26 protein-coding genes and 1 other annotated feature are annotated in these 25285 nt (G+C 42.8%); of the genes, 2 read left to right on the top strand and 24 right to left on the bottom strand.

What is annotated here, in order from left to right; translation table 11 throughout:
* Nucleotides 1-147: 147 nt before the first annotated feature.
* The 3 genes from HNR44_RS01565 to HNR44_RS01555 all read right to left on the bottom strand — a co-directional run bounded on the left by HNR44_RS01565 (nucleotide 148) and on the right by HNR44_RS01555 (nucleotide 4609).
* Nucleotides 148-3375, bottom strand: a complete 3228-nt coding sequence (locus tag HNR44_RS01565; RefSeq protein ID WP_184402373.1) for a DEAD/DEAH box helicase — start codon at nucleotides 3373-3375, stop codon at nucleotides 148-150.
* A gap of 159 nt (nucleotides 3376-3534) precedes the next feature.
* Nucleotides 3535-3747 carry a hypothetical protein gene (locus tag HNR44_RS01560; RefSeq protein ID WP_184402372.1) on the bottom strand — a complete coding sequence of 71 codons (213 nt, stop codon included), beginning with the start codon at nucleotides 3745-3747 and terminating at the stop codon, nucleotides 3535-3537.
* A 439-nt stretch (nucleotides 3748-4186) separates the two neighbouring features.
* Complete coding sequence (locus HNR44_RS01555; protein ID WP_184402371.1) at nucleotides 4187-4609, bottom strand: organic hydroperoxide resistance protein; 423 nt, start codon at nucleotides 4607-4609, stop codon at nucleotides 4187-4189.
* A 251-nt stretch (nucleotides 4610-4860) separates the two neighbouring features.
* Here HNR44_RS01555 and HNR44_RS01550 point away from each other — a divergent pair, with 251 nt between their 5' ends.
* A complete protein-coding gene (locus HNR44_RS01550; RefSeq protein WP_184402370.1) occupies nucleotides 4861-5313 on the top strand; it encodes a DUF4064 domain-containing protein in 453 nt (150 codons plus the stop codon).
* Between the two features lie 62 nt (nucleotides 5314-5375).
* Here HNR44_RS01550 and HNR44_RS01545 read toward each other — a convergent pair whose 3' ends face one another.
* A complete protein-coding gene (locus HNR44_RS01545; protein ID WP_184402369.1) occupies nucleotides 5376-6536 on the bottom strand; it encodes an FtsW/RodA/SpoVE family cell cycle protein in 1161 nt (386 codons plus the stop codon).
* A gap of 283 nt (nucleotides 6537-6819) precedes the next feature.
* Entirely contained in the window at nucleotides 6820-7614 is a 795-nt protein-coding gene (locus HNR44_RS01540; RefSeq protein WP_425489435.1) for a polysaccharide deacetylase family protein, read from the bottom strand.
* 124 nt (nucleotides 7615-7738) lie between these two features.
* Here HNR44_RS01540 and HNR44_RS01535 point away from each other — a divergent pair, with 124 nt between their 5' ends.
* Nucleotides 7739-8059, top strand: coding sequence for a hypothetical protein (locus HNR44_RS01535; RefSeq protein WP_184402367.1), 321 nt, complete (start codon nucleotides 7739-7741; stop codon nucleotides 8057-8059).
* A 193-nt stretch (nucleotides 8060-8252) separates the two neighbouring features.
* Here the strand turns inward: HNR44_RS01535 and HNR44_RS01530 are convergent, their stop codons facing one another.
* The 19 genes from HNR44_RS01530 to HNR44_RS01440 all read right to left on the bottom strand — a co-directional run bounded on the left by HNR44_RS01530 (nucleotide 8253) and on the right by HNR44_RS01440 (nucleotide 25270).
* On the bottom strand, nucleotides 8253-9827 hold the full coding sequence (locus tag HNR44_RS01530; protein WP_184402366.1) for a chemotaxis protein CheA: 1575 nt from the start codon (nucleotides 9825-9827) through the stop codon (nucleotides 8253-8255).
* A gap of 131 nt (nucleotides 9828-9958) precedes the next feature.
* Nucleotides 9959-10633 (bottom strand): superoxide dismutase family protein, encoded by a 675-nt coding sequence (locus tag HNR44_RS01525; protein ID WP_184402365.1) that lies wholly within the window; start codon nucleotides 10631-10633, stop codon nucleotides 9959-9961.
* 253 nt (nucleotides 10634-10886) lie between these two features.
* Complete coding sequence (locus HNR44_RS01520; protein WP_184402364.1) at nucleotides 10887-11564, bottom strand: superoxide dismutase family protein; 678 nt, start codon at nucleotides 11562-11564, stop codon at nucleotides 10887-10889.
* A gap of 97 nt (nucleotides 11565-11661) precedes the next feature.
* Nucleotides 11662-12057, bottom strand: a complete 396-nt coding sequence (locus tag HNR44_RS01515; RefSeq protein ID WP_184402363.1) for a DUF1516 family protein — start codon at nucleotides 12055-12057, stop codon at nucleotides 11662-11664.
* Nucleotides 12058-12309: 252 nt separating this feature from the next.
* On the bottom strand, nucleotides 12310-13377 hold the full coding sequence (locus HNR44_RS01510) for a zinc-binding dehydrogenase (protein ID WP_184403500.1): 1068 nt from the start codon (nucleotides 13375-13377) through the stop codon (nucleotides 12310-12312).
* Between the two features lie 242 nt (nucleotides 13378-13619).
* Nucleotides 13620-13904, bottom strand: a complete 285-nt coding sequence (gene rpmA / locus HNR44_RS01505; RefSeq protein WP_184402362.1) for a 50S ribosomal protein L27 — start codon at nucleotides 13902-13904, stop codon at nucleotides 13620-13622.
* A 14-nt stretch (nucleotides 13905-13918) separates the two neighbouring features.
* Nucleotides 13919-14251, bottom strand: a complete 333-nt coding sequence (locus tag HNR44_RS01500) for a ribosomal-processing cysteine protease Prp (RefSeq protein WP_184402361.1) — start codon at nucleotides 14249-14251, stop codon at nucleotides 13919-13921.
* A 12-nt stretch (nucleotides 14252-14263) separates the two neighbouring features.
* Complete coding sequence (gene rplU, locus HNR44_RS01495; protein ID WP_184402360.1) at nucleotides 14264-14572, bottom strand: 50S ribosomal protein L21; 309 nt, start codon at nucleotides 14570-14572, stop codon at nucleotides 14264-14266.
* A 13-nt stretch (nucleotides 14573-14585) separates the two neighbouring features.
* Nucleotides 14586-14662: a sequence feature (ribosomal protein L21 leader region), on the bottom strand.
* Between the two features lie 85 nt (nucleotides 14663-14747).
* Nucleotides 14748-15596 (bottom strand): M50 family metallopeptidase, encoded by an 849-nt coding sequence (locus HNR44_RS01490; RefSeq protein WP_184402359.1) that lies wholly within the window; start codon nucleotides 15594-15596, stop codon nucleotides 14748-14750.
* A complete protein-coding gene (locus tag HNR44_RS01485) occupies nucleotides 15589-16401 on the bottom strand; it encodes a M23 family metallopeptidase (protein ID WP_184402358.1) in 813 nt (270 codons plus the stop codon). Before HNR44_RS01485 ends, HNR44_RS01490 begins: the two co-directional genes overlap by 8 nt.
* Nucleotides 16402-17153: 752 nt before the next feature.
* Nucleotides 17154-17954, bottom strand: coding sequence for a septum site-determining protein MinD (gene minD, locus HNR44_RS01480; protein ID WP_184402357.1), 801 nt, complete (start codon nucleotides 17952-17954; stop codon nucleotides 17154-17156).
* A gap of 15 nt (nucleotides 17955-17969) precedes the next feature.
* Complete coding sequence (minC, locus tag HNR44_RS01475) at nucleotides 17970-18668, bottom strand: septum site-determining protein MinC (RefSeq protein ID WP_184402356.1); 699 nt, start codon at nucleotides 18666-18668, stop codon at nucleotides 17970-17972.
* Nucleotides 18669-18881: 213 nt separating this feature from the next.
* Nucleotides 18882-19403, bottom strand: a complete 522-nt coding sequence (mreD, locus tag HNR44_RS01470; protein ID WP_184402355.1) for a rod shape-determining protein MreD — start codon at nucleotides 19401-19403, stop codon at nucleotides 18882-18884.
* Nucleotides 19403-20326 carry a rod shape-determining protein MreC gene (gene mreC / locus HNR44_RS01465; protein WP_184402354.1) on the bottom strand — a complete coding sequence of 308 codons (924 nt, stop codon included), beginning with the start codon at nucleotides 20324-20326 and terminating at the stop codon, nucleotides 19403-19405. Before mreC ends, mreD begins: the two co-directional genes overlap by 1 nt.
* A 152-nt stretch (nucleotides 20327-20478) precedes the next feature.
* Entirely contained in the window at nucleotides 20479-21516 is a 1038-nt protein-coding gene (locus HNR44_RS01460; protein WP_184402353.1) for a rod shape-determining protein, read from the bottom strand.
* 562 nt (nucleotides 21517-22078) lie between these two features.
* Nucleotides 22079-22753: a RadC family protein gene (gene radC, locus HNR44_RS01455; protein ID WP_184403499.1), complete on the bottom strand. Its 675-nt coding sequence runs from the start codon at nucleotides 22751-22753 to the stop codon at nucleotides 22079-22081.
* Nucleotides 22754-22792: 39 nt separating this feature from the next.
* Entirely contained in the window at nucleotides 22793-23383 is a 591-nt protein-coding gene (locus HNR44_RS01450; RefSeq protein WP_184402352.1) for a Maf family protein, read from the bottom strand.
* Between the two features lie 64 nt (nucleotides 23384-23447).
* Nucleotides 23448-24401 (bottom strand): hypothetical protein, encoded by a 954-nt coding sequence (locus HNR44_RS01445; protein WP_184402351.1) that lies wholly within the window; start codon nucleotides 24399-24401, stop codon nucleotides 23448-23450.
* A gap of 119 nt (nucleotides 24402-24520) precedes the next feature.
* Entirely contained in the window at nucleotides 24521-25270 is a 750-nt protein-coding gene (locus HNR44_RS01440) for a prepilin peptidase (protein ID WP_184402350.1), read from the bottom strand.
* Nucleotides 25271-25285 lie beyond the last annotated feature (15 nt).

The raw sequence follows: 25285 nt of genomic DNA, 5'->3' as shown, positions 1-25285 counted from the left end.
CTTGCACAAGATCTTTTCTGGCGAGCAGACAATAAGGGACCCTTTCGTTTTGCAATGAAAAAATTTTCTTTCTTCTTCAATGAAGTTTTCCTTCGGTTTTTAAACAACAACTTCTTAAGGCTGTGGTCACGAGTATCGCACCCGTGACTAGCCTTCCTGTTCAATCATACTCGTATCGAGCAATGATTGAATATCTTCGGGTTGCAACGTTTCTAGTAACGTTTCTCCTGGTTGAATGAGATCATCCACAAGTGTTTTTTTCTCTTCCTGAAGAGCTATGATTTTTTCTTCAATGGTCCCTGAGGTCACAAGCCGGACAATCTGAACTTGCTTCTTCTGTCCAAAACGGTGGACACGATCGGCAGCCTGTTGTTCAACCGCAGGGTTCCACCATAAATCATAAAGAATAACCGTATCCCCGCCTGTAAGATTTAGGCCAGTCCCTCCTGCCCGTAAAGATATAAGAAATAAATTCTTCTCTCCAGCGTTAAAGGCATCAGCAATTTTTAACCTGTCAGATACAGGCGTTCCACCATCAAGATAATAATATTCCCAACCTTGCTCATCGAAATGTTCTCGAATAATCGAAAGCATCGATGTAAATTGTGAGAAAATCACCATTCTCCTCCCGGCCACAAGACCGGAACGAACGTATTCACTCAAAAATTCCAGTTTTCCTGAGCTATCCGGCTTGGCATCATCCATAACAAGTTGCGGATGACAGCAAATTTGGCGCAAACGCGTAAGGCCTGCGAGAATTTGAAAGCGGTTTTGTGAAAAGGTGCGCTCACGAACCGATGCCTGCAATTCATTGGAAATCTGTTCCACTTGCGCTACATACAGCTGTTTTTGCATCTGTGTCAGTTCCGTATATTGAACATTTTCCTGCTTCTCCGGAAGTTCCTCCAGCACTTGCGTCTTTAACCTACGCATAATAAATGGCTGCACCCTTTTGGAAATATCGTCATTGCTCAATTGCTTGAACTTGCGTTTAACCGGGAACAAATCAGGCATCACTACTGAAAATAATGAGAAAAGTTCATCACTGCGATTCTCTACAGGTGTTCCGCTAAGCGCAAAAGCGTGTTTCTTCTGTACAGATTGAACAGCCCGTGTCGTTTTGGCACGATCATTCTTTAGGTATTGCGCTTCATCGACAATCAATGTGTTGAACATGCGTCCGAAATACATGGCTTCATCACGCTGTAAAGAAGGATAAGAAGTAATAAAAACATGCGCTTCTTGTGCTAAGGCACCTTCTCTTTCGGTTTTCGTCCCGTGAATGACCGCCACTTTTAACTCAGGTGCATAAAGCTCCAGTTCTTTTTTCCAATTGTAAATCAATGAAGCTGGAGCAACGACCAATGTTTCAGTTTGGGGGTTACGTTCAACTTCATGAGCGATAACAGAAATTGCCTGAATGGTCTTTCCGAGCCCCATCTCGTCAGCCAAAATTCCTCCGAATCCATAATGGGCAAGGGACGTTAGCCAACGAAAACCCGTTTTCTGGTATTCACGTAGTGTACCTTCAAGGTGTGCCGGCGGAGTAACTTCCAAGTTTTCAGGGTTCGATATATCTTCAACCAGTTTCTCTAAACGCTCTGTAAATGTAACCGATGTTTGATCTTCTTCAAGTTGAAAAGCTTTATATAATGGTGCTGTCATCTCTTGTGTCGGTGTTGTTCCCGGCGGGGTTATTTTCTCAAGCGTTGAACTGATCCCTTGATAAACATCCTCTTGTAAGTTTATAAACGCACCTGACTGCAATCGATGATAAGACCGCCGTTCTAGCATCGCCTGTAATAGTGCTTCTGCCTCTTCTTGACCCAGCTCAGCAAACTGAAAATTGATATCGAGCCAGTTCATACTCTGATTAACAGCAATATCTAAAGAAGGAGAATCCTTAGGTGAAAAAACAAAGCTTTGGACTGCATCGGTTAAATACACATCCATAACCTTCGATAAATCCTGCAGGTCCTCCATCAGGAAGGCAGCAATATCCGCCTCATCCTTTAACATCAAGCCCTGTTCATTATACGTGAAAGGTATGCGTTCGATTCGTGCCATCACTTCATTTTCTTTTTTGATATCACGCATCACATAACTGTCGTGCCCTTCTAGGTGCTGATCACTATACGGATCGACCTGATTCCTTCCGTAAGAAAAAATAGTCCTTGCCAGCAATTTACCTTCTTGTTCCTCCACGTAGAGGGAAGCACGTAATGAATCGATGGTTAGCTCTTCTTTTACTTCCTCTTTGATTTTTACTTCCGCTAGTTGATTTACTTGCGGTAACACATAAGAACAAAACATCTCAAATGAATCTTTAGGAATCACGAGCGTATCATTTTCCCGTTTCATCCGTTTGTATAGACGCGAAAAAATATTCTGCTCTTGCTCATTCATCATATAGAACGTATGTTCAATTACAAACGCCCGGTAATCTTCACCGAGGTAACGGACCTCTGATCCATTCTCCCAATCCAACTCATAGTGCTGTTCTTTTGCTTGTAAACGGAAGTGAAGAGGGAAATCTCGATCGCGAACTTCAATCCCTTTATGATGTTCTTCATCTGAATTTTTCACCATCTGGACATTTGTATATTGAAGAAGCTCCAACAGGGGACGAAGGGAAGGGCCAGGGATATACTTCGTCCTTTCTTTCGATCCAGAGTAGCGATAACGGGGCTCCTGACGCATATTTTTAAGATCCCCAAGAAAAGACATGATTTTCTCATCTTCCGGCGTTAATCTATGCTCGAGCGGATCGTACGTAAAATTTTTCGTGAATGTAAGGCTTCTTTTCTGTTCATAAGCGTTGAGCCATTCATCAATATCTTTGACGACGTATGTGCGGTTCCCGCCTAATTTCATCTCTAATTCTACAAACCCACTGTTTGCAAAAAAACCTGCAGGTCGTATATGAATAAAATACTCTACTTGAAGAGTTTCACGTTCGAGTAATTCTTCTTTGTATTCTTCGTACAAATCTGCAAAAGATTGAATGAAGCGGTTTACTTTAGCCGTGTCCCTGTGTGAAGCCTGTGGTGGTTGAATATGCGAAGATTGAGAAACGGTCTCAGCATGCTCTGCCCATTCATATATCGTACCTACCAGATGTTTACACAAACCAGGGTAGGCAGCAAAAGCTTGGCACGAGCAATGATAGTCCAAAGGTACGCCGTCCCTTTCATGAACTGTTAATTGAACATGATAGATATTTGCTTCTGATCCAACGGCCACTGCTCTCCATTCACCTTTTCCCTTTTGCGAAAGTCTTCTGATCTTCCCTTCATCATAATACTTTTTTCCTCGTTGGACCGTGATGGGAAACGAATGATTATATAAATAATCCTCAACTTGCTTTGTTACCATGAAGTACTTCCCTCTTCCTATGCACAGCTACATACATTCTTTTAATATGTCATACCTGCGTTCTATGAATGGTCGAAACGCTGGGGCTCAAATAGTAAAAGTTAAGGTCTTTCCTCATCGAAAAAAACACACGTCTTTTTACAGAGCCGTGTGCTGCCTTTATCCTTCGCGCTTGTACTCTTCCACGAGTTTTTGCACATTTTCATCATCCTCTTTATTACGTTCATCGCGCACCAGTCCAGCTATGGACCGCTTTTGTATAATAAAACGAAGGTCAGCCATCAACTGAACCGTATCAACACCGGGATCATCCGAATTATTTTTTACTTTTCCCCGGTAGCTGTCAAACTTGGTATGGTTTAAAAATTTCAATAAACAGTAGTAACATCCTCTCCGGGTACCTAGTTTTAGATATTTATTTTGGATGTTTTTTTTACATATATTACATTCTATATTCGGTTTTCGAACCGAATTTAACCGTAAGGACTCAAGCAGCCAAACCGATTCTTTTAATATATTGCCTACATTAATGATGAAAACCTCCCTCACTCATTTTTAGGTATGCAATGCCTATAAGATGTTCAAATTTCCCGGACTTTTTAAACACCCTCTATAAGTATTTTATCATTATATACACTGTATCGCTACTTACCAATGTCACAGGAAGCCTATTTGCATTTCATCAGTTATTACTGAAGGTTAGCAGCTCTTTTAGGAAAGTTTTCCGGATGTGAAGGAGAATGTGGGAAAATGAGGATCATAGCAGGAAAGGAAGGTACCCGACCCGTCCTGGGATCGGGCACTTTCTTTTTTATTTCGCTGTTACGTTTAAGGATACATCTACGTTTCCTCGCGTAGCTTTTGAATAAGGGCAGAAATCATGAGCTTTTTCCACCAATTCTTCAGCTTTAGATTGATCTACGCCTTTTACCTCTACGTTCAGCTGCACACCCAATTGAAAGCCGTTATCGTTTGGATCTTTAAGTAAACTTACGGCCGCTTCTGTTTCAGATTCAACCTCTTCGTTATTTTTACTTGCCATCAAATTGAACGCTCCATCAAAACAAGCTGCGTAACCAGATGCAAATAGTTGTTCCGGATTAGAAGCGTCAGATGGAATGTCGTCGCCACTTGGCATTGTGAGGTCTACGTCAACAACACCATTATCAGATTTTACATGTCCTTCTCTTCCACCGTTTGCCGTTGCTTTTGTTGTAAATACTTTATCAGCCATGTTTATCGTCTCCTTTATGATAAGTTTCATATTCTTTCGTTCTAATATATATGTTAACGATCATTTCGTTTTTTAAACGTCCATTTTTTTACTAAGTTTTCATAAATCGACTTTCACGGTAAAAAAATTTCGGTATAATGAGAAATGACTACCCCAGCACCTGAGAACATTCATTTTCGTTTACAAACGTGTCCTTTGGGGTAATAGATAAATAAAACCTTATACATATATAAAAGGAGGCTGCCTACCAGTTGAAACGTACAGGTGAATTAGTGTTAGGAATCATCGGTGTTGTCATTAATTCTATAGCGGCAATCATCGGGACTTTCATGACGATAAGCTTACAAGTCGGTTTCGACCAAGAATCAGATCTCATTGAAAACGAGTTGATGAATGACCCCAATATTCAAGCCGAAGAAGCAGAGGCCGTCATGGGCATGATGGGAATGTTTGCCCCCATGGGGTGGTGGATCGTCGCCATACATGTGATAGGGCTCATCCTAGGGATTATCGCACTGGTGAAACTCAAAAACAATGGGAAAGCTGCAGGTATTTTATTCTTAGTAGCGGGCGGGGGTATGCTGATCCTAACCCTCGGATTTACCTTGATTCAATCAATTCTGTTCATCATTGCAGGTATTATGTGCTTAGTGCGTAAACCGCCCGTAAGCTCGGAGCCTCCAGAAGAACCACGAACAGAATAAAATCGAGGGGGGCAGCCCCCTCGATTTTTTGTGCTATGCCGCAATCCTGGGGAAGTCTCCCTTTATACCTCTTCAAAGAAGTACGACTTCGAATGGTAGTGAACGCCAAGTACAATCCCGAGAGCAAGCATCGAACTTAATAGTGAACTTCCACCGTAACTCATAAGCGGCAATGTAAATCCGGTTACAGGGAGTAAACCGATATTCATGCCGATATTTTGAAAGACCTGGAATGTAAAAAGCGCAATGACACCGGCGCACAAGTAGGTGCCAAAACTATGGTGACAGCGAATCGCCGTCATCATAGTTAAATAGAAGAGAATGAAATAAAGGGTAATCACGAGGGCTGTTCCAATAAAGCCCGTTTCCATCCCTATAACAGCAAAAATGAAATCAGTATGAGCCTCTGGAAAATAAACGGAGTGATCAGAACCTCCCGACATCCCCCCAGAACCAATGGCTGTCATCGCTTGAGCAACTTGAAAACCTTCGTCCGGGTTTTCCAACGGTTGTAACCATCCGTGAAAGCGATCGACTTGATAAGCCGGGAGATGGTCAAAAATATACGTTTGTACAACATCCGGAAAGCGGAAATAAGCAACGATAAACACTCCAAGTATAATTGCAGGAATCCCGTACAAAGGCATAAGCAACTTATAAGAAATGCCAGATACAAGCGTTAACCCAACGGCAATCGCCATCATCATCATCACCATACCCATGTCTGGTTGGGCTTGTAATAGAAGAATCGGCGGAATAATGATAGCTCCCATTTTTGCGAGTAACCATAGGTCAGACTTGATTTCCTTCGGGGGGAACATATTGTTATGCTGATAAATCACAGCGCTAAGTGTGATGATAATAAACACTTTCATAAATTCCGAAGGCTGAAGATTAACAGGTCCAATGTCAAACCATCTTTGAGCATTATTGATCGTTGGAGCAATACTCTCGGGTGAAAGGGCCAATGACACCAACATAAAAAGTCCAAGGCCATAAAATAACCAATGTAAATCTAAATAATACTCAAAATCAAAGTGCAAAACCACAATGGCTACCATAAATGACAACATATAAAAAGCGATTTGCATGATCACAAAGTTTGAATCATATTGCGGCTGCTGCTGGGCTAAGTATACATAAAAACAACTGACGACAGCAAAAATAAACAGTACAAACATCATATTGATGTCGTATTGTTTTTCATTATTATATGGTTTCACGTCTTCATCCCCTGCATTTTTCGTTATCATCCTCCGAGGTGAGGATACGACGACCAGCGTTAACAACTCCTGCTACAATCATACATGATTTTTCTGCCATCGTATATAAATCATATTCAAAAAAGGGAACATAAAGACTTGCGCCGTTCGAGAAGACGTAAGCTTAGGGTACAGAAGACCGCAAACTAATCGTTTCGCAAACCATGGACTCGCACAAAACAAATTTTTAACTCTCTTATATAACTAATAATGCCAGAAGCATTTGCGCTCCTGGCCGTTCCCATCATTTTTCTCTTGGTATATCAAACATCTCTGAAATCGTTACAAATTCGTACCCCTGATCTTGTAATTCCGGGATGATGTCATCTAAAGCTTCGGGTGAATGAATGTCTTGCGTCCAATCTCCACCATCATGCATGAGGACAATGCTGCCTGGCCCTACTTCTTCCAGAACATTTTCGGTCACTTCTTCAGCAGGAATCCCTTCCCAATCATAGGAATCGACCCCCCAACCAATCACCACATTATTTAATTCTTCAAGACGTTCCACTTGCTCAGTAGTCACACTTCCATATGGGGGGCGGAATAACCGCGGTCGATATCCTATCGTTTCTTCAATGACCGCTTCGGTTTCCTCAACTTCCCATTCGAGTTGTTCCACACTTTCATCTGTCAAGGTCGGGTGCCAATACGTATGGTTGCCAACGTCATGCCCTTCTGCCTCCATACGCTCAAGAAACTCCGGATAAGCTTCAGCCCGTGCTCCCATAACAAAAAAAGTAGCTGGTACATCATAATCCTCAAGCGTATTCAGCACAGATTCGGTGAACCGAGGATCCGGCCCATCATCAAATGTTAAAGCCACTTGATTACTCTCTGGATCCCCTTGAACAAATACCACCTCCGGAAATTCCATTTGCAAATCCGGAAGCGGAACAGTCTCAGGATTCCGAACGTCCTTTTCACTTCCTCCACGTAAAGGAGGGACTTCTTCCTCATCATTTGCTTGCACAGCTCCTGCTCCTATGCTGAAGCAAAAGATGAACACCATAAGTGCCATGATCCATTTTTTTCTCACTCGCTTCATCCTTTCCAAACTACTTTTCCATAGTTTGGGCTAAGGTATACATTTTATGTAAGAGAGATCACATGTTAAAATGAGATCATGATTGATGGTTTTTATTGAAGAAAGGACTCTTTCCATGCAAATCAAAGATCGGATCATTTTTATTATCATTTCTTGCTTGGCGTTAGGGACCTTAATATTCAGTATAGAAGGAACGGAAAACTTTCCATTTCTTGTCTTGGCGCTAACTTTCTTTTGTTTGTCTTTGATTTCCTATTACTTATTTTACACTGTATTGAATACGGGCTGGTTTTATAACGTTTGGGCTTTAAATGGTGTTTTGATTGGGACAGCTTTCTTTTATGAAGAGGAAAATGTATTTTTCGTGCTTTCCCTATTAATGATGCTATGGCTTGCCGTATTCGCTGTTGATTTTTTCATTCGTCAGAGGGATTGATCACCATTGATGTCCTTAAGTCCTTTCTTAATGTGACACAACGTTTATATCCCATTTACCGTCTTTAATTATCCCTTGAAAATAAGGGAATCTGTTCTCCCTGTTTATTTCGGGAATCTGTTCAATTGTTAAAGCTTCAATAGAAGGAGCCACTTTAACGCCTACACGACATCCATTACCGGTGTAATGAACCCTAGAGTGTCCAAGGTAGTTGAATAGTAAAGATAGACCCCCTTCCAGGATCCGAATCAACCTTAACCATGCCCCCAAGGGATTCGATTGTTTGACGTACCACATCCAGCCCAACGCCTCTACCTGATATACTAGTGACGGATTCCGCTGTGCTGAATCCTGATGAAAACAATAAGCCGTACAACTCTTGATCGGAGACTTCCCTTACCTCTTTTTCGGAAACGATGCCTTGATCCAGTGCGCGTTTAACAACCTTTTTCTTATTAATACCTGCGCCGTCATCTTCCACCTCAATGCAGACATGATGATCGCTATGATAAGCGCTTAATCGAATCATTCCTTCTTCATTTTTTCCTGCTGCAACACGAGCGCTTGGTGACTCAATGCCGTGATCGATGGAATTTCGCAGTAAATGGACGAGAGGATTTCCGATTTCATCGAGAATCACACGATCAAGTTCTGTTTCGGCCCCTTCAATCACCATCGTTACCTGTTTGCCAAGTTCTTTAGATACCCTGCGAACCATTCTTGGAAAACGATTAAACACAAACTCTATAGGCATCATACGAATGTTTAAAATAATATCCTGCAATTCACCCGAGGTGCGATTCATTCGCTCGACCGTTTCATTTAACTCAGGGTTTTTCAATTCTTGTGAAATCCTTTCTAAACGACCGCGATCGATGATGAATTCTTCGAACACATTCATCAGTGTATCTAACCGATCAATATTTACACGAACCATTCGATTCGTCTCCCTTTGCGGCCTATTATTCCTGCTTATTTGTGTTTTACCCAAGGTCTTCTCTTCTTGATTGACGGACCGCAGCTCATGATACAAGCCGTCAATTGGATGAATATGTACATAAGCAATTTCAGAGACTTTCATAATCTTTTGTTCCAAATCTGCTGCTGTTCTTTTTGATATCAAAGAAATCATAAATGTTAAGTCAAACTTCTCTTTCTCAAGCTGATCAACAGTGGGATTGGCTTTAATCACCTCACCGTCATCTCCCAATGCACGAAATACCATCAAAACACGAGCTGCTTTAAGCTGCGTTCCTTCATCTAAAATTATTGTAATTTCATATAGCGTAAGGCCTTGATCCACTGCTTGTCCTAAGATCATCCGTTCAAATTCACCATATTTCTGTAGTTCAATAGGTGTTTTAATTTGAGCAGCGGATCCCTCTTTTATTCCTGCCGTAATCGTTTCGAGAACAAGGAGATCGTTCGCAATATCTTTTTTTCCAGTTCCTCCTTCCGTAATATCTTGAATGATACCCTCTAAGGCGTCTAAGATGTTGAAAATGTGATCAAAGATATAGGCGTTTGCCGTTATCGCTTCATTTCTAACTAAATCTAATACGTTTTCCATCGTATGAGTTAACTTCGTAAGATCATGATATTCCATCGTCGCAGCCATTCCTTTTAACGTGTGGGCCGAACGAAAGACATCTTCAATAAGACTAATGTCTCCCGGATTCTTATTCAGCTGCAATAAATGTTCATTCATTCTTTGAACATGCTCTTGGCTCTCATCAATAAACACTTGCAAGTATCCTGAAATAGGCATCTTAACCACCCTTACCATCTAATGGTTATATCATACCATAAAAACTCTTTTGATTTAGTCATTTAGTCCCTTTATTCAAAATAAAAATGGCATGAGCAGTTATCTCATTGACTGCTCATGCCTGCTAGTTTTTACGCGGATTCTTCAATCACACCACAAGCGATACGGTCCCCGGCATCTCCGGTATCTAATGTCTCTTCATCAGGACCAGATTCATCCTGTTCTTCAGATTGATAACGATCTGGAATATGGCCAAAATTATCCGGATCCTCGTGAACCATCATGGCTGTTTCGTCGTCGACTAGTTCATCCGGAGTAAAACGGTCGACTTCTACCGACATCTTGGCTGATCCATCTTCTTTCACATAGAGTGGAGGTAAATCACCGGCGTGTCCACCATGTTCGTTATCTTCTGGAGCGTAATGACCTTCAGCTGAATCGAATGGTCCTTCCTCTGCATCAGCCTCGCAGACACCTTCTTCATGGATATGGAAACCATGATAACCTGGCTCTAAACCTTCCGCTTCTGCAGTGACAAGTGTATGACCCTCTCCATTTTCAAAGAAACGAACCGTGCCAACCTCTTCCTCGTTTTCATCTTGAAGGTCAGCCACAGCCTCTGGTTCATTCGCTTCCTGGTTCTCTCCTTGCTCTTCTTCACCATTTCCGTTCCCTTCGCCTGTACTATCTTCTACCTCGTTCTCTTCTGCTCCTGAATCTTGCTCCCCGCTATCTTCTGGGGCACAGGCAGTAAGAAGAATTGATATACTGCCTGCAAGTGTTAAGTAAAAAGCTCTTTTCTTCATGTTTTTCACCTCTATTGGAATGGTTAATTATGCTAATACCACACTAAGAGGTGCTATAAACTAGATTCTCGACCTATCTAATAGAAAAGCACAAGAAGAAACTCGTCGGAAAACTGGAGCCGATTTTATACTTTTACTTTAGAAAACTTAGCTTTTCCTTAGTTGCACTTATGCAGATAAGAAAGTATAAACCAACTTTCTTATCTGCCGAAAAAAATTGTGCTAGCAATTACCATTACTAGCACAATCTCCACTATGCCGCCGGCCCTTCAATGACACCGCAAGCAATACGATCCCCAGCATCTCCAGTCGCCAATGAACCATCATCTGGCCCAGGTTCATCTTGTTCTTCAGATTGATAGCGCTCAAGAATATGACCTAAATTGTCCGGATCTTCATGGATGATCATCGTTGTACCTTCACTGACTAATTCATCCGGTGTAAAACCGTCAACGACGACCGAAAACTTAGCCACTCCGTTTTCATTAACGAAAAGGGGCGGCAAATCTCCAACGTGTTCTGCATGGTCACCTTCCTCAGGCGCATAATGACCTCCAGCCGTATCAAAGGCTCCTCCCTCTGCGTCAGCCTCACAAGCACCTGCTTCATGGATATGGAAACCATGATAACCCGGTTCTAAATTCTTAACATCTGCAGTGACAATCGTATGATCTTCTTCATTTTCAATGAAGGTGACCGTTCCAACCGATTGCTCATTTTCATCTTCAAGTTCGGCCACAGCATCCGCTTCATCATTCATTGCCTCTTCACCATTTGCACCTGTCATATTTGTCAAATCCTCTGTTTCATTTCCTACTTCTCCACCATTTCCCTCTTGTTGTTGCTGATTCTCATTATCCTCTGGAGCACAGGCAGCAAGAACAAGAGCGAAAATTCCTGTAAAAATAAAGTGAAAAGCTCGTTTTTTCATTTGAACACCTCTCTATAACTGTCTAACTGCAGTATTGCCAATGAGAAGTGTCATAAACCATATATTCATAGAAAAAATCCAAATTCAGTTAGGTTCGTTACACAGCCAAAATCACTTCAAAGCCAATCAGTACAACGACCACTAGAGAAATGATGAATTGCAGCCAGTAGTATGTACGGACACTTCCGGCCAACTCACCACGATTTTTCTTCCCAAGAATAGTTTCCATTAAATAAATGACCCATATGGAAATGATACCTTTTGCCGCATAGTTCCACGGGAAAATTTCGGCAACGGATGCAAGATAAAAAAGGTTGTACACGCCGCTTATGATCAACACAATATAGAAGAATCTTGCAATCTGCTGACTAATCGAAAAACCTCTATGTTTATCATTTGCTAGCAGTATGTACGCAGCGAAAAATACGATGACTAGCAAGATCCACCCGCCCCGATGCATAGCAAGTAAAATTTGGTTTAACGTTTCTAGCAATGGGAGTCCTCCCTTCGGCATTTTCTTTTCATTAGTGTTAACGCTTGCGTACTCAGGCAAACGTTAACGTCTCAATCATATGGAGAATAACACAACACCCGTGTCATGCCGTAACAGAACATTCTAGGGATAGTCTAAAGTGATTATCCTAGAGCGAAAAAACAAAATAGATAGACGGTAAAAAATTTCGGAGTCGGATTTTAGCTTCACATGCACGCTGAGTGTTTGTATTACTCGTTTACTGAATAGCAGTTAACGTTTATTGTGATTTTCATTTGGTAAAAGAACCACCTTACCCAATCGCTTTGACTTTTTAAAGTATTCTTGTGCTTCTTTAGCTTGGCTTAAAGGAAACTCTTTATCAATCAACGGTTTAATGTTACCGTTCGATACTGCTTTTAGCAAATCAGCAAACTCTTCTTTTGTTCCAAATGTACTTCCATATATATTTAAATGCTTTAAATATATAGTCCTGAAATCTACTTCACTAACTGCCCCACTTGAAGCACCTGATGTTACAAATCGACCTCCGACACCTAAAGCAGCTAGGGACGTTGAAAACAGTGCATCACCAACCACATCGATAACTACATCAACATGGCCACCTGCTACCTGGTAAATATCCTCTAATAAGGAATCAGATGTATACGTTACAATGTTCGTAGCTCCTAGGTCTAACATTTTATCTTTCATCGAATCGTCTCTCACGACAGCTATGACTTCAGACCCGAAAACTTTCGAAGCGATTTGAGTAGCTAGAGAGCCCACCCCACCGGTTGCCCCGTTAATCAATACCTTGTCATCTTTTTGAATATGAGCACGTTTTACCATATGCCAGGCAGTAAGACCACTAACTGGAACCGCAGCGCTTTTTACGTAGTTAGACAAAGGTCGTTCAAAACATAAATCAGCTTTCCAAACAACATATTGAGCATACCCACCATCAAATTCGGAACCAATATAGGTGATATCATTTGACATATGCTCGTACCCTTTTTCACCTGATGACTGAAATGGAAAAAGAACCACTTTTTTATTTAAATCATCTGTACTTACGCCATTTCCTGTCTTTACGACTTCACCCGCAACATCTGAGCCGGGAATCCTGGGAAAATCAATTCCTTCGCGCCTCCACCCGGCCGAGGCACTAGCTGATGTATCCGTTCCATATCCTCCTTCTCTCATCCAAATGTCCGAGTTATTTAGAGCCGTGGCATGAATTTTTACCAACACTTCATCTTGCCCGGGTTCTGGAACCAAAACTTCATTCGCCTGTAATTTCTCCAATCCCCCAAAACCTGTTACCTGAAAAGCTTGCATTTTCAATTGCTTTCCCTCCTATATCTTTAAAGCACCTGTTCAAAAAGGAGAACAAAATGAGCCGATCCATACGAAGATGATGTAACTGTCGAGCACCATCCAGGATAACACATTGTACAAACTCTTCAATCGCCTCAAGAAACATATAACATTCTTCCCTTTCATGAAACTACATGCCGTGTGCCATACCACTGGCACAAACAAAAAACCCCGGCATCAGCCGGGGTCTTCTACAAAAAATGTTACGCTTCTTTCGCGTATACGCTCACTTGTTTACGCTTTTTACCGAGGCGCTCGAATTTTACGTTGCCGTCGATTTTCGCGAACAACGTGTCGTCGCCGCCTTTACCGACGTTTTCGCCAGGGAAAATTTTTGTTCCGCGCTGACGTACAAGGATCGAGCCGCTCGTAACAAGCTGGCCGTCACCACGCTTTGTGCCGAGGCGTTTCGAAATGGAGTCACGACCGTTCTTCGTACTCCCAACCCCTTTTTTCTGGGCGAAAAATTGCAAGTCCATGTTAAGCATTGATCTGCACCTCCTTATTTTTCGTTCACTTGTATAAAATCACCATACGATTCCTGGATACCGTTAATAGCTACAAGCATTCCTTCAAGCAATAATTGTCCATCTTCTGCTTTTCGGCCAGACCAAGCTTCCGGTACTTCACAATGCAAATAGCCGCCATCGTCTTTGCTTTCGACATGAAGCGATGTTTGACATAAGGATTCAATGGCGTTTACCGTTCCAATCGTAACCGCTGACACGCCAGCGCAAACGATATCTTCACCATAATCGGAAGCATTTGCATGGCCGGATAATGTGAAAGATTGAATCGTATGAGCTTCACTGCGTACAACCGTCATCTGTATCATCGCGGTTCAACCTTAAGCTTGAATGCTGTCAATGGTCACTTTTGTATAAGGTTGACGGTGACCTTGTTTGCGACGATAGCCTTTACGACGCTTAAATTTGTAAACAATGATTTTCTTGTTCTTACCGTTCTTCTCAACTTTTCCTGATACCTTGGCACCTTCAAGGTATGGAGATCCTACTTTTGTCTCGTCTCCACCGACGACAAGTACCTTATCAAAGGTTACTTCATCACCAGAATCAGCTGGTAATTTTTCTACGAAAATCGATTGTCCTTCTTCGACTTTAAGCTGCTTTCCACCTGTCTCAATAATTGCGTACATTCTATGCACCTCCCGTATTCCTCAGACTCGCCATGTGGGGTGCCAATACACATTAGCTTAAAACCTCACGATGTGCGGTTGTAGTTTGGGGGCTCCAAACAACACGAATATGTTACCATAAGGACAAATGGCTGTCAATGAGTAAAGCACACTCAAGCCCACAAGATACGCGCATTTATCCTTTTGTAAACGTGCCGATGGAAACTTGTCCTTCCCGGGTGTGAAACCAATACTCGATAAGGTCGGCTTCTTCGATAAAATGACCACTCTCCATAATTTTATATACGGTCACTTTCCCTTTATGCAATCGTCGCAGTGCAACGTGCACGCTCTCCTTAGACGGAACTGAAGTAATAACGGCTTTTTCTTTATCCTTTTTCTGCAATAATCTTCGTTCCAATATAAAACGTACAAACCCATACGGCTGCTGGCGCCATTCAATATAATGCGCAATCGCTAGAAAGACGAGGATCATCCACCACTGTAGATGCAACGGGTACCAGGCTGCCGTAAACACAGCTGCTATCGCCAGAAACATAAGCGAAAGCCGTAACGTCCACCTTTGTGCCTCTCGGAAAGGCCAAATTTTACAAGCCACCAATTGTAAAAGCTTTCCGCCATCAAGTGGCCATATCGGGAGCAGATTAAAAAGAAGGAGTGCACTATTGTGGAATAAAAAAAGGTTATGGTCACTTGTCGTCCAAAAGGGGAAGAGCATGAGCGCTATCCAAGATAAAGCGATAAGGACGAGATGTTGGAACGGCCCGGCCAGTATGACGATGAGTTCTTCATGATAGGGGCGGTTGCCGTATTCTTCGGTTTCTGCCACGCCTCCAAAGGGAAGCAGTTCAATTTTCCGCAACCGCCATCCGAAATACTTAGCAGCCATCGCATGTCCAAGCTCGTGACAACAAACAATAAAAAACAAAATAAGTAATTCACGAAAATAACCGGTGGCAACCCCAAGCGCGATAACGAACCAAAAAAGCGGGTGAACACGCACGAGAAGCAGCAGACTAATCAAATGTCATCACTTCGTTAGGATCGATATATTCGTCATCTTCTCGAATCGCGAACATGAAACGTCCTCCTTGACCATGCTCATCGATCATGACAGCTCCCAGCGAGTCGCCCGCACCGACATGATCATATAAGCTTACATCAATCGAATCAAGCGTCCCATACCACGCTTCGGTTCCATCATCATGCTGCACGACGACTACTTGCCCCCAATCGTCATCCCTTCCAGACTGAATGACCACCCCGCCGCGCGCAGCAGTGACTTGAGCATTTTCTGTTGTCTCCAGTACAACCGCACGTCCATTTTCAGAGAAACTTTCCGCTACTCGACCGGATGCCGGCAACGCGTAACCCTCAGAACTGACCATTTGGTCCTCCGGCGGCATTGGTTCCTGCTCTTCCGGGAAAAGGGCCAATGGACGTCCAAATTGCGACTCATACCAATTCGCAACCATGGCAAATTGAAATTCATCCTCATAAAGATTAAGCGCAGTTTCCCTTGCATCACTAAACATTGGAGTATTCGTTTGTACAAGCATCGCGGTGACCAAGAAAAGCGCCAGCGCCCCCAACCATTGTATGAAAAAACGCTGTTTCATTTTTTCCTTACGGTCACTTGGTTGTTTCTTGAAATCACGGTCTCTCCACATATAGAATTCAGGCTCATGCTCATTCAATTCTTCACGACTCGGGTAATAGCTATAATACGGGTTTTGATCCGGTATTGTTGACTCTTTTTTTCCGGTGGTGCGCTCCTGCTTTCGCTTTCTCGCTACTTCCTTACGTACGCGGTCGATATCCAGGCTCATACCATCCCTCCGCTCCTCATAGACTCGTACACCTTGTACATGTTATGAGATACGGGAAGAGGATATGCGTCCATTAAAACACAAGAAACTTGCCGCGCAGTGACACCTCCTTCGCGCAAAGCGTAACCGGCATTCATGATCGAGGCAGACCATCATGCCCTAAAACTGCCAGGACTGGTGTAATGTTTCAAAAGTGCGGATGATCAAGCACGAGCAAAACGAGATTCGATTCGGCGCGCAGAGCATTTTATTCAGCGCTTGAGGAACTTTTTCGGCGCGGCACGCAGCAGATAGCTGAATCAGCCACTCACGCCAATGATGGGTACATCGACGTTTCTCACTTCATCATTTGGTAAAATACCCCTTCATGACCCCTCTTTTTGATCAATGATTCCTCTAAGTGGTGTTATTGTCATTTTAAACCTTTATACACCGCTATTGTCATCGCATATCATCACTCTATACCTACAAAGGAACCACTTCCACTGGTGACCTTTTATTTTAGACGTTCTGCACTAAGCTGTTAGAAGGATCTAAACGAACGGAATCCGCTTTCTGGAGGGCTAGAAATATCTGAACTGAGTCGAGCCGATGACATCCTGAGTCTAGGTCATGTTACATCCAGGCTTTTTACCTTATAAAAAAACGACACCGCTTCCCACCTTGTGAAAACGTGTCGTTTTTTACATTTTTCCATGTCCCGTGAAAAGACTGTTGGCTAAAGCATTGGAATAAGAACTCTTAGCGCACTTTTACGCTTGTAGCCCTAGCAAATTTTTCACCTTCGCGAAAAAACCTTTTTTCGTTTCAACCGAAAGGAGCGGGACCGATTCGCCCAGAATACGCCTGGCTATATTACGGTATGCCAGTGATGATGAAGTGTTCGGCGTTGTCGCGACTGGCTTCCCTTTATGAGCCGCACGCAAGACATTTTCGTCATCGAAGACAATACCTAAAAGGTCGATGGCAAGTGTAGAAGCAACGTCATCGACATCTAGCAAATCTTCCTCTCCGTTTTTCGTTTGTTTACGAACGCGATTAACGATGAGCTTTGGTGATGGAATGTCCTCTTGTTCCACAAGTCCAATAATACGATCAGCATCACGTACAGCCGATGTATCAGGTGTGGTAACCACAATCGCTTGATCAGCACCTGAAATGGCATTACGAAAACCTTGCTCAATCCCGGCAGGACAATCAATAATTAAGTAATCATATTCAGGTTTTAATTCATTGACAACCGCCGCCATTTGCTCGGGTGTTACGGCAGATTTATCTTTCGTCTGGGCGGCGGGCAATAAATGTAAACATTCAAATCGCTTGTCCCTTATTAATGCTTGTTGAACTTTACAACGTTCTTCCATAACATCCACAAGGTCGTAAATAATTCGATTTTCCAGCCCCATTACGACATCAAGATTTCGTAATCCTATATCCGTATCGAGGAGGCAAACCTGTTTTCCTTGCAATGCCAATGCGGTTCCAATATTTGCAGACGTAGTTGTTTTCCCTACGCCGCCTTTCCCGGATGTAATGACGATAGCCTCTCCCACAGCAGCATTTCCTCCTTAGTCGATTGCTTTTTGTCTTCGGCTTCTTAAAGCCGCTAAACTGCTCATATTATGAAAAACCATTTCTTCTTTCTCTTCTTCAATACTCGCATAACGCGGACCCATATGCATAGATTCACTTTCCTGCTGCTCCCGTGTTGCTTCAGATAAATAAAGGCGATCCGCAATCATCAATTGGGAAGGTGCCAGTACCGAGGCCGCAATGACTGCGTCTTCGTCCCCTTCTGTCCCCGCACGCGCTTTACCTTTTAAAGTCCCCAGGACATAAACATCTCCTGTAGCCTCGATCGTCCCTCCTGGATTGACATCACCTAGTATCAATAGGTCGCCCTTTACGCTTAAAACTTGACCAGAACGAACCAGACATGTATACGAGTGAATCTGTTTTTCCTCTTTCATTTTTAATGCCTGTGTCATAGTTATAACATCAGACGTAATCTCATCGACAGAAATCGCTCCTGACTGCTCAATAGCCGATGTAATCTCTCCGCGTTGTTTCTCATCGACATAGCGTGTACCTACATGTACAGCGATATGAACGTCTTTGTCCTGCTCTTCTCCGATCATATTTTCTTTCATTTTTGTTTGTAATTCTTCTAATAGATCCGCATACGCACAATGATCATCAAGACGAATGACTAGACCATCTTTTGTACCTTTTATCGTTACTAATTGTTTTGAGAACTCCGTTTTCACTACCTCACCTCAGATACTTTTACCCTAAGGATAAATGATGTCATCCTATTACCTATATATATAGTTCTGCAATTCAAAGTCATTTTCCTTCTAAATACTTGTTCAAAAGGAAGACAAAAAGAGTATTTAGGAAACTGCAGGTTTGATCATCGCTCCTTTTGCGTGGAGGTTTTCCCGGACTTTTCAACAATCTTGTTCCTTATCCTATATCATTCATGGGCTCAGTAGACGTTCTTCATCGTTCAGACGGCGAATAAGTTTTCGTATTGGAAAAACGATGATCATTAGGAAGACTCCGTTTAATAGGAGAGAAGGGAGCCACCGGTATTGTGCAAAATCTGCAAATGGCATCGCTGTATATCCAATCCCTTGGTATATACCATAAGTAAACAATTCTAAGCTACTCACAACGAGTACAACAACTACGAATAGAAGTGTTACTCGATTTTTCACAGCTTCATAGGAAACCCCGCTCATATAACCTAGAAGACCGTATGAGAATAGGTAAATTCCAAGTAATGACGAATAGACTACATCCTGAAAAAAACCGACAATAATACCGTAAATAAGTCCCGTTGATGACCCTTTATAAATGGATATTAAAACAATCAAGACAAGCGTAAAACGCGGAACCCAAATAAACTCACTTTCCAGTGTCCGCGGGAATAATACTTGAAACCAAGTGCCCTCAAAGAGAAAAAGGACAGCCACAAACAAAGGGAGCAAGTAACGCATCAATCAGTGCCCCCTTCAGGATCAAGTTCTACGGCTTCCTCTTCCTCGGATTCATCCTCTTCTTCAAAATCCTCAAGAGCAGAGCTATTACGATCAAGTACCATAACATGTTCCATATTATAATAATCAGCAGCTGGCTCAACAAGGGCTGTCTGTGTTAACCCATATTCATCCATTTGAATATCAATAATTTCACCAATCGGGATATCAGCCGGAAAGGCAAGACCCCCTAGCCCTGATGTACTAACCGATTGTCCTTCTTCAATCTCTGCTTCAGCCTCCATTTTTTGAAGACGAAGAGCACCTTCTTCACGATCCCAACCCTCGATAAATCCATGGACAGGATTTTCATCTTCGATTTCTACTTTTGCAGAAATACGGTTCATGCGCTCGCCATCCGACAACAATTGCACTTGAGATGTAAACATGCCGGTATGTTGGATGCGGCCGACCAATCCATCTACAGTTATGACGGCCATATCACTTTCTATTCCATGCTGAGACCCTCGGTTAATACCAATCGTTTCTGTCCATTGATCTGGCTGCCGTTCAATTACAAGGGCAGAAACACTTGAATAATCACCAAGACGATCACTCAACTCTTGCATCTCTAACAAACTGGCATTCTCTTGCCGCAAACCTTCTACTTCTGAAGTGATTAGAGCATAGTCATTCATCTGTGTTTTTAATCGTTCGTTTTCTTCATACACATTTATAACATCAATCACGTTATCATAGAGCCCGCGAACAAAATGAGCCGAACGCTGGAATACGGATTGAACAGCACCAACTGAATCATTCATAAATTGCTCAGGCAATGTAACCTCTTCTCGCTCCCTTAGTGTTAATCCAACTAAAACAACGAGCAAGATAATGCTCACCATAAGCAAGATCAATCGCTTATTCGAAAAAAAGTGGGGCATGCACGACACCTTCTAGATTAATCTTAACGAAACGAATCCACATTCATCGTTTGTTTGCGGGTAAGGCCAACGACAGTCGCCGAAACGATTCAAGCCTTGAATTAAGAAAACAGTAGCCAATACTGAACACGCTCTTTTAGCAAAAATGTTTTTTATTTACGAGTAGAGCGCGCGCTAATCCCGGTACGGGGACGGAATAAATGAAGGTTTTCTAATGCCCGGCCTGTACCTAAAGCCACGCAATCTAATGGTTCTTCAGCAACAAGGACTGGCATATTCGTCTCTTCACCTATGAATTTATCGAGACCTTGTAAAAGAGAACCGCCGCCTGTTAAAACGATCCCCAAATCCATAATATCAGCTGCTAGTTCTGGCGGTGTTTGTTCAAGCGTTGCCTTTACGGTCTCTACAATCGCGTTCACCGTATCACTCAAGGCGTGAGAGATTTCATCTGATTCAATCGATAATGTTTTTGGCAAACCTGTCACGAGGTCACGTCCACGAACATCCATACTCTTCACTTCTCCTGGTTGGCCTGCCATTCCAATCTCCATCTTCAAGCTTTCACTCGTACGCTCCCCGATCATCAGATTGTATGTCTTCTTAATGTACTGAATAATGGCTTGGTCCATCTCATCCCCAGCAACTCGAGTGGACTGGCTTGTCACGATCCCTCCAAGGGAAATGATCGCCACCTCAGTTGTTCCTCCTCCAATATCAACGACCATGCTTCCCGTTGGCTCCCAAACCGGCAGATCTGCTCCAATCGCCGAAGCGAATGGTTCCTCAATTGTAAATGCTTCCCGTGCCCCTGCTTGTTTTGTAGCATCTTCAACCGCACGTTTTTCTACAGCTGTAATTCCTGACGGAACACAAACCATTACACTCGGTTTACGGGTGAAAATCGATCGATTTCTTTGGGCTTGGTGAATAAAATATTTCATCATCGTTGCAGTCGTATCGAAATCAGCAATTACCCCATTTTTCATCGGTCGAATAGCCTTTATATTTCCTGGGGTTCTTCCGATCATGTTTTTTGCGTCATTTCCTACTGCTTCGATGGTTTGTAAATCTGAACGAATGGCTACAACTGATGGTTCCCGTACAACAACGCCCTTCCCTTTTACGTAGACGAGTGTGTTTGCTGTCCCTAAATCGATGCCTAAATCCTTTGAAAAACCACTAAACATCTATGTATCTCCCTTCATTCTAACCCTACCATGAGTAACATGTCGATTGATATAGAGCGACGTTCTACGATTTTCCAACTCTCTGCCTTACTTATATCTTTATTGAGGGTGTTAAAAAAGCCCGAGAAAAATAGCAGTCTATTTAAGGAAGCCGGCTAAAACCACTATACCCTGTGGCAAAGCGGCGCTAGCCGCACATATGAATACCATTTCCTCGAAACAAGAAGCACTGTTGTGCGAGTATTGCTTACAGTGTGACAGGCACTGCGCCCTCAAGACTGCATCTTCTGGAACATTTTAGTTCTTTTGTCTTCCTTTTTGAACACGTCATTAACATAATTTTCTCAGGAAAATAGCAAAATTCCCTTTCCCATTATACGCAATTTTTCCTGAAAAACATAGCATTTCACTAACCTTTCATAAATTCCTTCATATCATCTCACAATATCATATAATACGTTTAAGTGCAGAGGAAAATACACAAATTTTGCAACCTCTATGTCAAAGTCTTAGAAGACAGACGAAAACCAGTGCACGATTCATGCACTGGTTTTTTGAATTCTCAAGTAATAATCCCAAGTTCTCGTAAGCTTGCATATTGAAGGTCACCGATAATGATATGATCTAATACATCTATGCCCAGAATTTTACCGCACTCAACGAGCCGTTTCGTTACTTCACTATCCTCTTTGCTCGGGGCAGGGTCTCCGGAAGGGTGATTATGCAAACACACGATCGATGCTGCCGAGCGCCGCAAAGCTTCTTTAAAAACTTCACGAGGATGTACGATACTGGCATTTAAACTGCCGATAAATATTGTTTTTTTGTGCAATACCTGATTCTTTGTATTTAAATAAATCGCAACAAAGTGCTCTTGGCTAAGAAAGCGCATTTCTTCCATGACATAATCTGATACATCTTCTGGTGTCCTTATCACATAGCGTTCACCTTCACGTGCAGTGTGGATGCGTTTCCCAAGTTCAAGGGCTGCTCGCAGTCCAACGGCTTTCACCTGGCCGATGCCTTTCATCGCCTGAAGCTCTTCAAGACTTGCGTCTTTCAACATCATAATGCCATCGAATTCCCTAAGTACACGATTGGCCAACTGCAACACGGTTTCACTGCGTGTACCAGTTCTTAATATAATGGCGATTAATTCTTGATTGGAAAGGCGTTCAGCCCCTTCCTTTACGAGTCGTTCGCGAGGCATTTCACTGGCGGGGAGAGGAGATTTCATCGTGTTTACTACGGGGGAGTGTGTCAATTCTTCACCTCATTATTCTTTTTTTAGCCATTGGGGATAGATCTCAAATTCTTCCAAAGCCCGGGCAACCATAGCCATTGGTAGGCCCACGATATTAAAGTAGTCCCCTTCAATACGGCTCACAAACAATCCACCTTTATCTTGAATGCCATAAGCACCGGCCTTATCCAAAGGCTCACTGGTTTCAACATATGCTTGAATCGTTTCAGAAGACAAGGGGTGAAAATGTACATTCGTCTTGTTAGAAAACGTACGTAACTGATCAACATACTTTATACAAACACCTGTATACACCTGGTGACTGTCTCCAGATAGTTGTGTGAGTATCCGAAGGGCATCAGTCTTGTCCAAGGGCTTACCGAGGGGCATTTTATTTTGAGAAACGATCGTGTCAGCTGCTAGAATAACTTCATGTGGATGTCGTTTCTGGACTTCTTCCGCTTTTCTTTCCGCTAGTTGGATGACGTTTTCCCTCGGCGTTACATCTTTTTGTAATGACTCATTCGTATGACTAATATCGACGCTATAGTTATAGCCCATTTTTTGTAATAAGTGTTGCCGACGAGGAGAAGCAGATGCGAGGATGAGTGCGGGTTCAGACATCGTTGGGCCACCCCTTTTTCGTATCTTCGTATTTGTAGTAGTATATCCCAATTAAAAGCGTTAACTAAAGAGTTGTTGTCCATTCTTCGTAGGCCAACGTTACTTCCATCCAAACCTCATGGTCACTTTCATTCCCTTCTTCTTGTAACACTTGTAATGCCTGGAGTAGTTCTTCAGCTTTCTCACTGTCTTCTGACATCGTCGATAATGCTTCCATGTTCACATTAGCCATTGTTGCTTCTGCCTCTTCCCCGTTCTCACCAGGAGCTGTTGCCGTTAACCCTTTAATTAAAGATGCTCCCAGATCACTCGTAAGTTCCTCCGTCGCAGGATCGGCTTCTTCTGGGGACGTTGGAATGGAAAACGTTTTTACATATCCTTCTAACCCTTCATTATTGATCTCGGGAATCACTTCTTCCTCCGCTTGCCCTTGTGGGGTCATCCCCACGTATAAATAAACCATTTCTTCTTCTTCAATATCATGCAATAGCGTTGGAAAACCTGCCTCTGCAAAGGTCTCTTTCATTTCCTGGCCAGCTTCATTGGTTTCAAAAGCCCCCGCTTGTACAACATCTAAGAGCAGTTGATCCTCTGAAGAAAAATCTTCAGCTGCTCCCGATCCGCTTCCGGGATCATTGAAGGTTGCGGTAATTTCTTCTGAGGTGAGTGAAAAATTCGTCGTCACTTGCAGCAGTGGCAAACCAAATAATAGACCCACACATAATGCTGCAATGATCAGAACAGGAATTTTGAACGGCTGGAAAGACCAGTTCTTTTTAGACGTAACCGTTGTTTTTTTCTTTTTTCGATTCAGAGGTAATCCCGGGCTTTCTTTTTGTGGCCGCCTTACTGATTCCTTCTCTCGCCCCGCCCATTCTTTACGCTCTTGGGTAAGATCGATGACTTCCGGACGTTTTCTTTCTCCCTGATCGTTCTCCTTTTCAGCATTCGTGTCCCGATGAGACTCTATTTCTTTTCCGTTTATTTTAAAGGTCATTTTTCGGTGATCTTGTCCCATTTCAGCCTCCTGGTCGATTAGACGTTGCCTATAACGCCCACACCATACCATAATTCCTCTCAGAAAAAAGGTGAGATTTGTCACCTAAAGGGTGAAAAGATCCGACAGAATCACGCGGTTCATATTATAGAATACCAGTGCCACAACCAGTCACCTGCCATCACGACGATGATGACCGCAAGTGCGATACTCGGGGCAAAGGGAAATGGCTGCCCAGGCTTAAGACGTGCAAGAATACGACTGCCTATGCCTATCGCTGTTCCGACCAATGTCGAAAGAAAAAAGACAAGAAGCAAATCCAACAACCCAAACGCCAGCCCAAGCACCGCAAATAATTTTACATCTCCTCCTCCAAGACCGCCGCCACTCATGTTCATCAAAACAAACAGGACACTAAAACTAAGTAGAGCTGCCATAAATGGGTCCCACCATGGGTCAAAAGGGTGAAGGAATATGCGAACGAAAATCAATAGACAAGCAAAAAAAGCAAGAATTGAATTGGGGATGCGCATATAATGAAGGTCAGTAATCGTAACAATAATAACGAGGGAAATAACGATAATGGCCATTATCGTTTCGGGAGAAACCTGATAACGTACATAAATGAGTACGAAAAGGGAGGCGGTTACAATTTCAGCAAGTGGATAACCTGGAGATATCCGCACGGCACAATAACGGCACTTTCCAAAGGTGATAAGATAGGAAAGAACAGGGAAAAGATCACGCGCCCGCAATATCTTTTTACAGCGAGGACATACGGAACGGCTCCAAGCGATCGGCTCCCCTAGCGGCACACGCACACCGATGACTTGGAAAAACGATCCGAAAGTAAGTCCCAAAAGCAAAAAAAAGCTTAGTTCAAATAGCAAACCCTTCCTCTTTTC

Origin of the sequence: Geomicrobium halophilum, assembly GCF_014207655.1 — a bacterium.
GTDB classification, from domain to species: domain Bacteria; phylum Bacillota; class Bacilli; order Bacillales; family Marinococcaceae; genus Geomicrobium; species Geomicrobium halophilum.
This window is presented reverse-complemented; position numbering and strand designations above follow the sequence as displayed.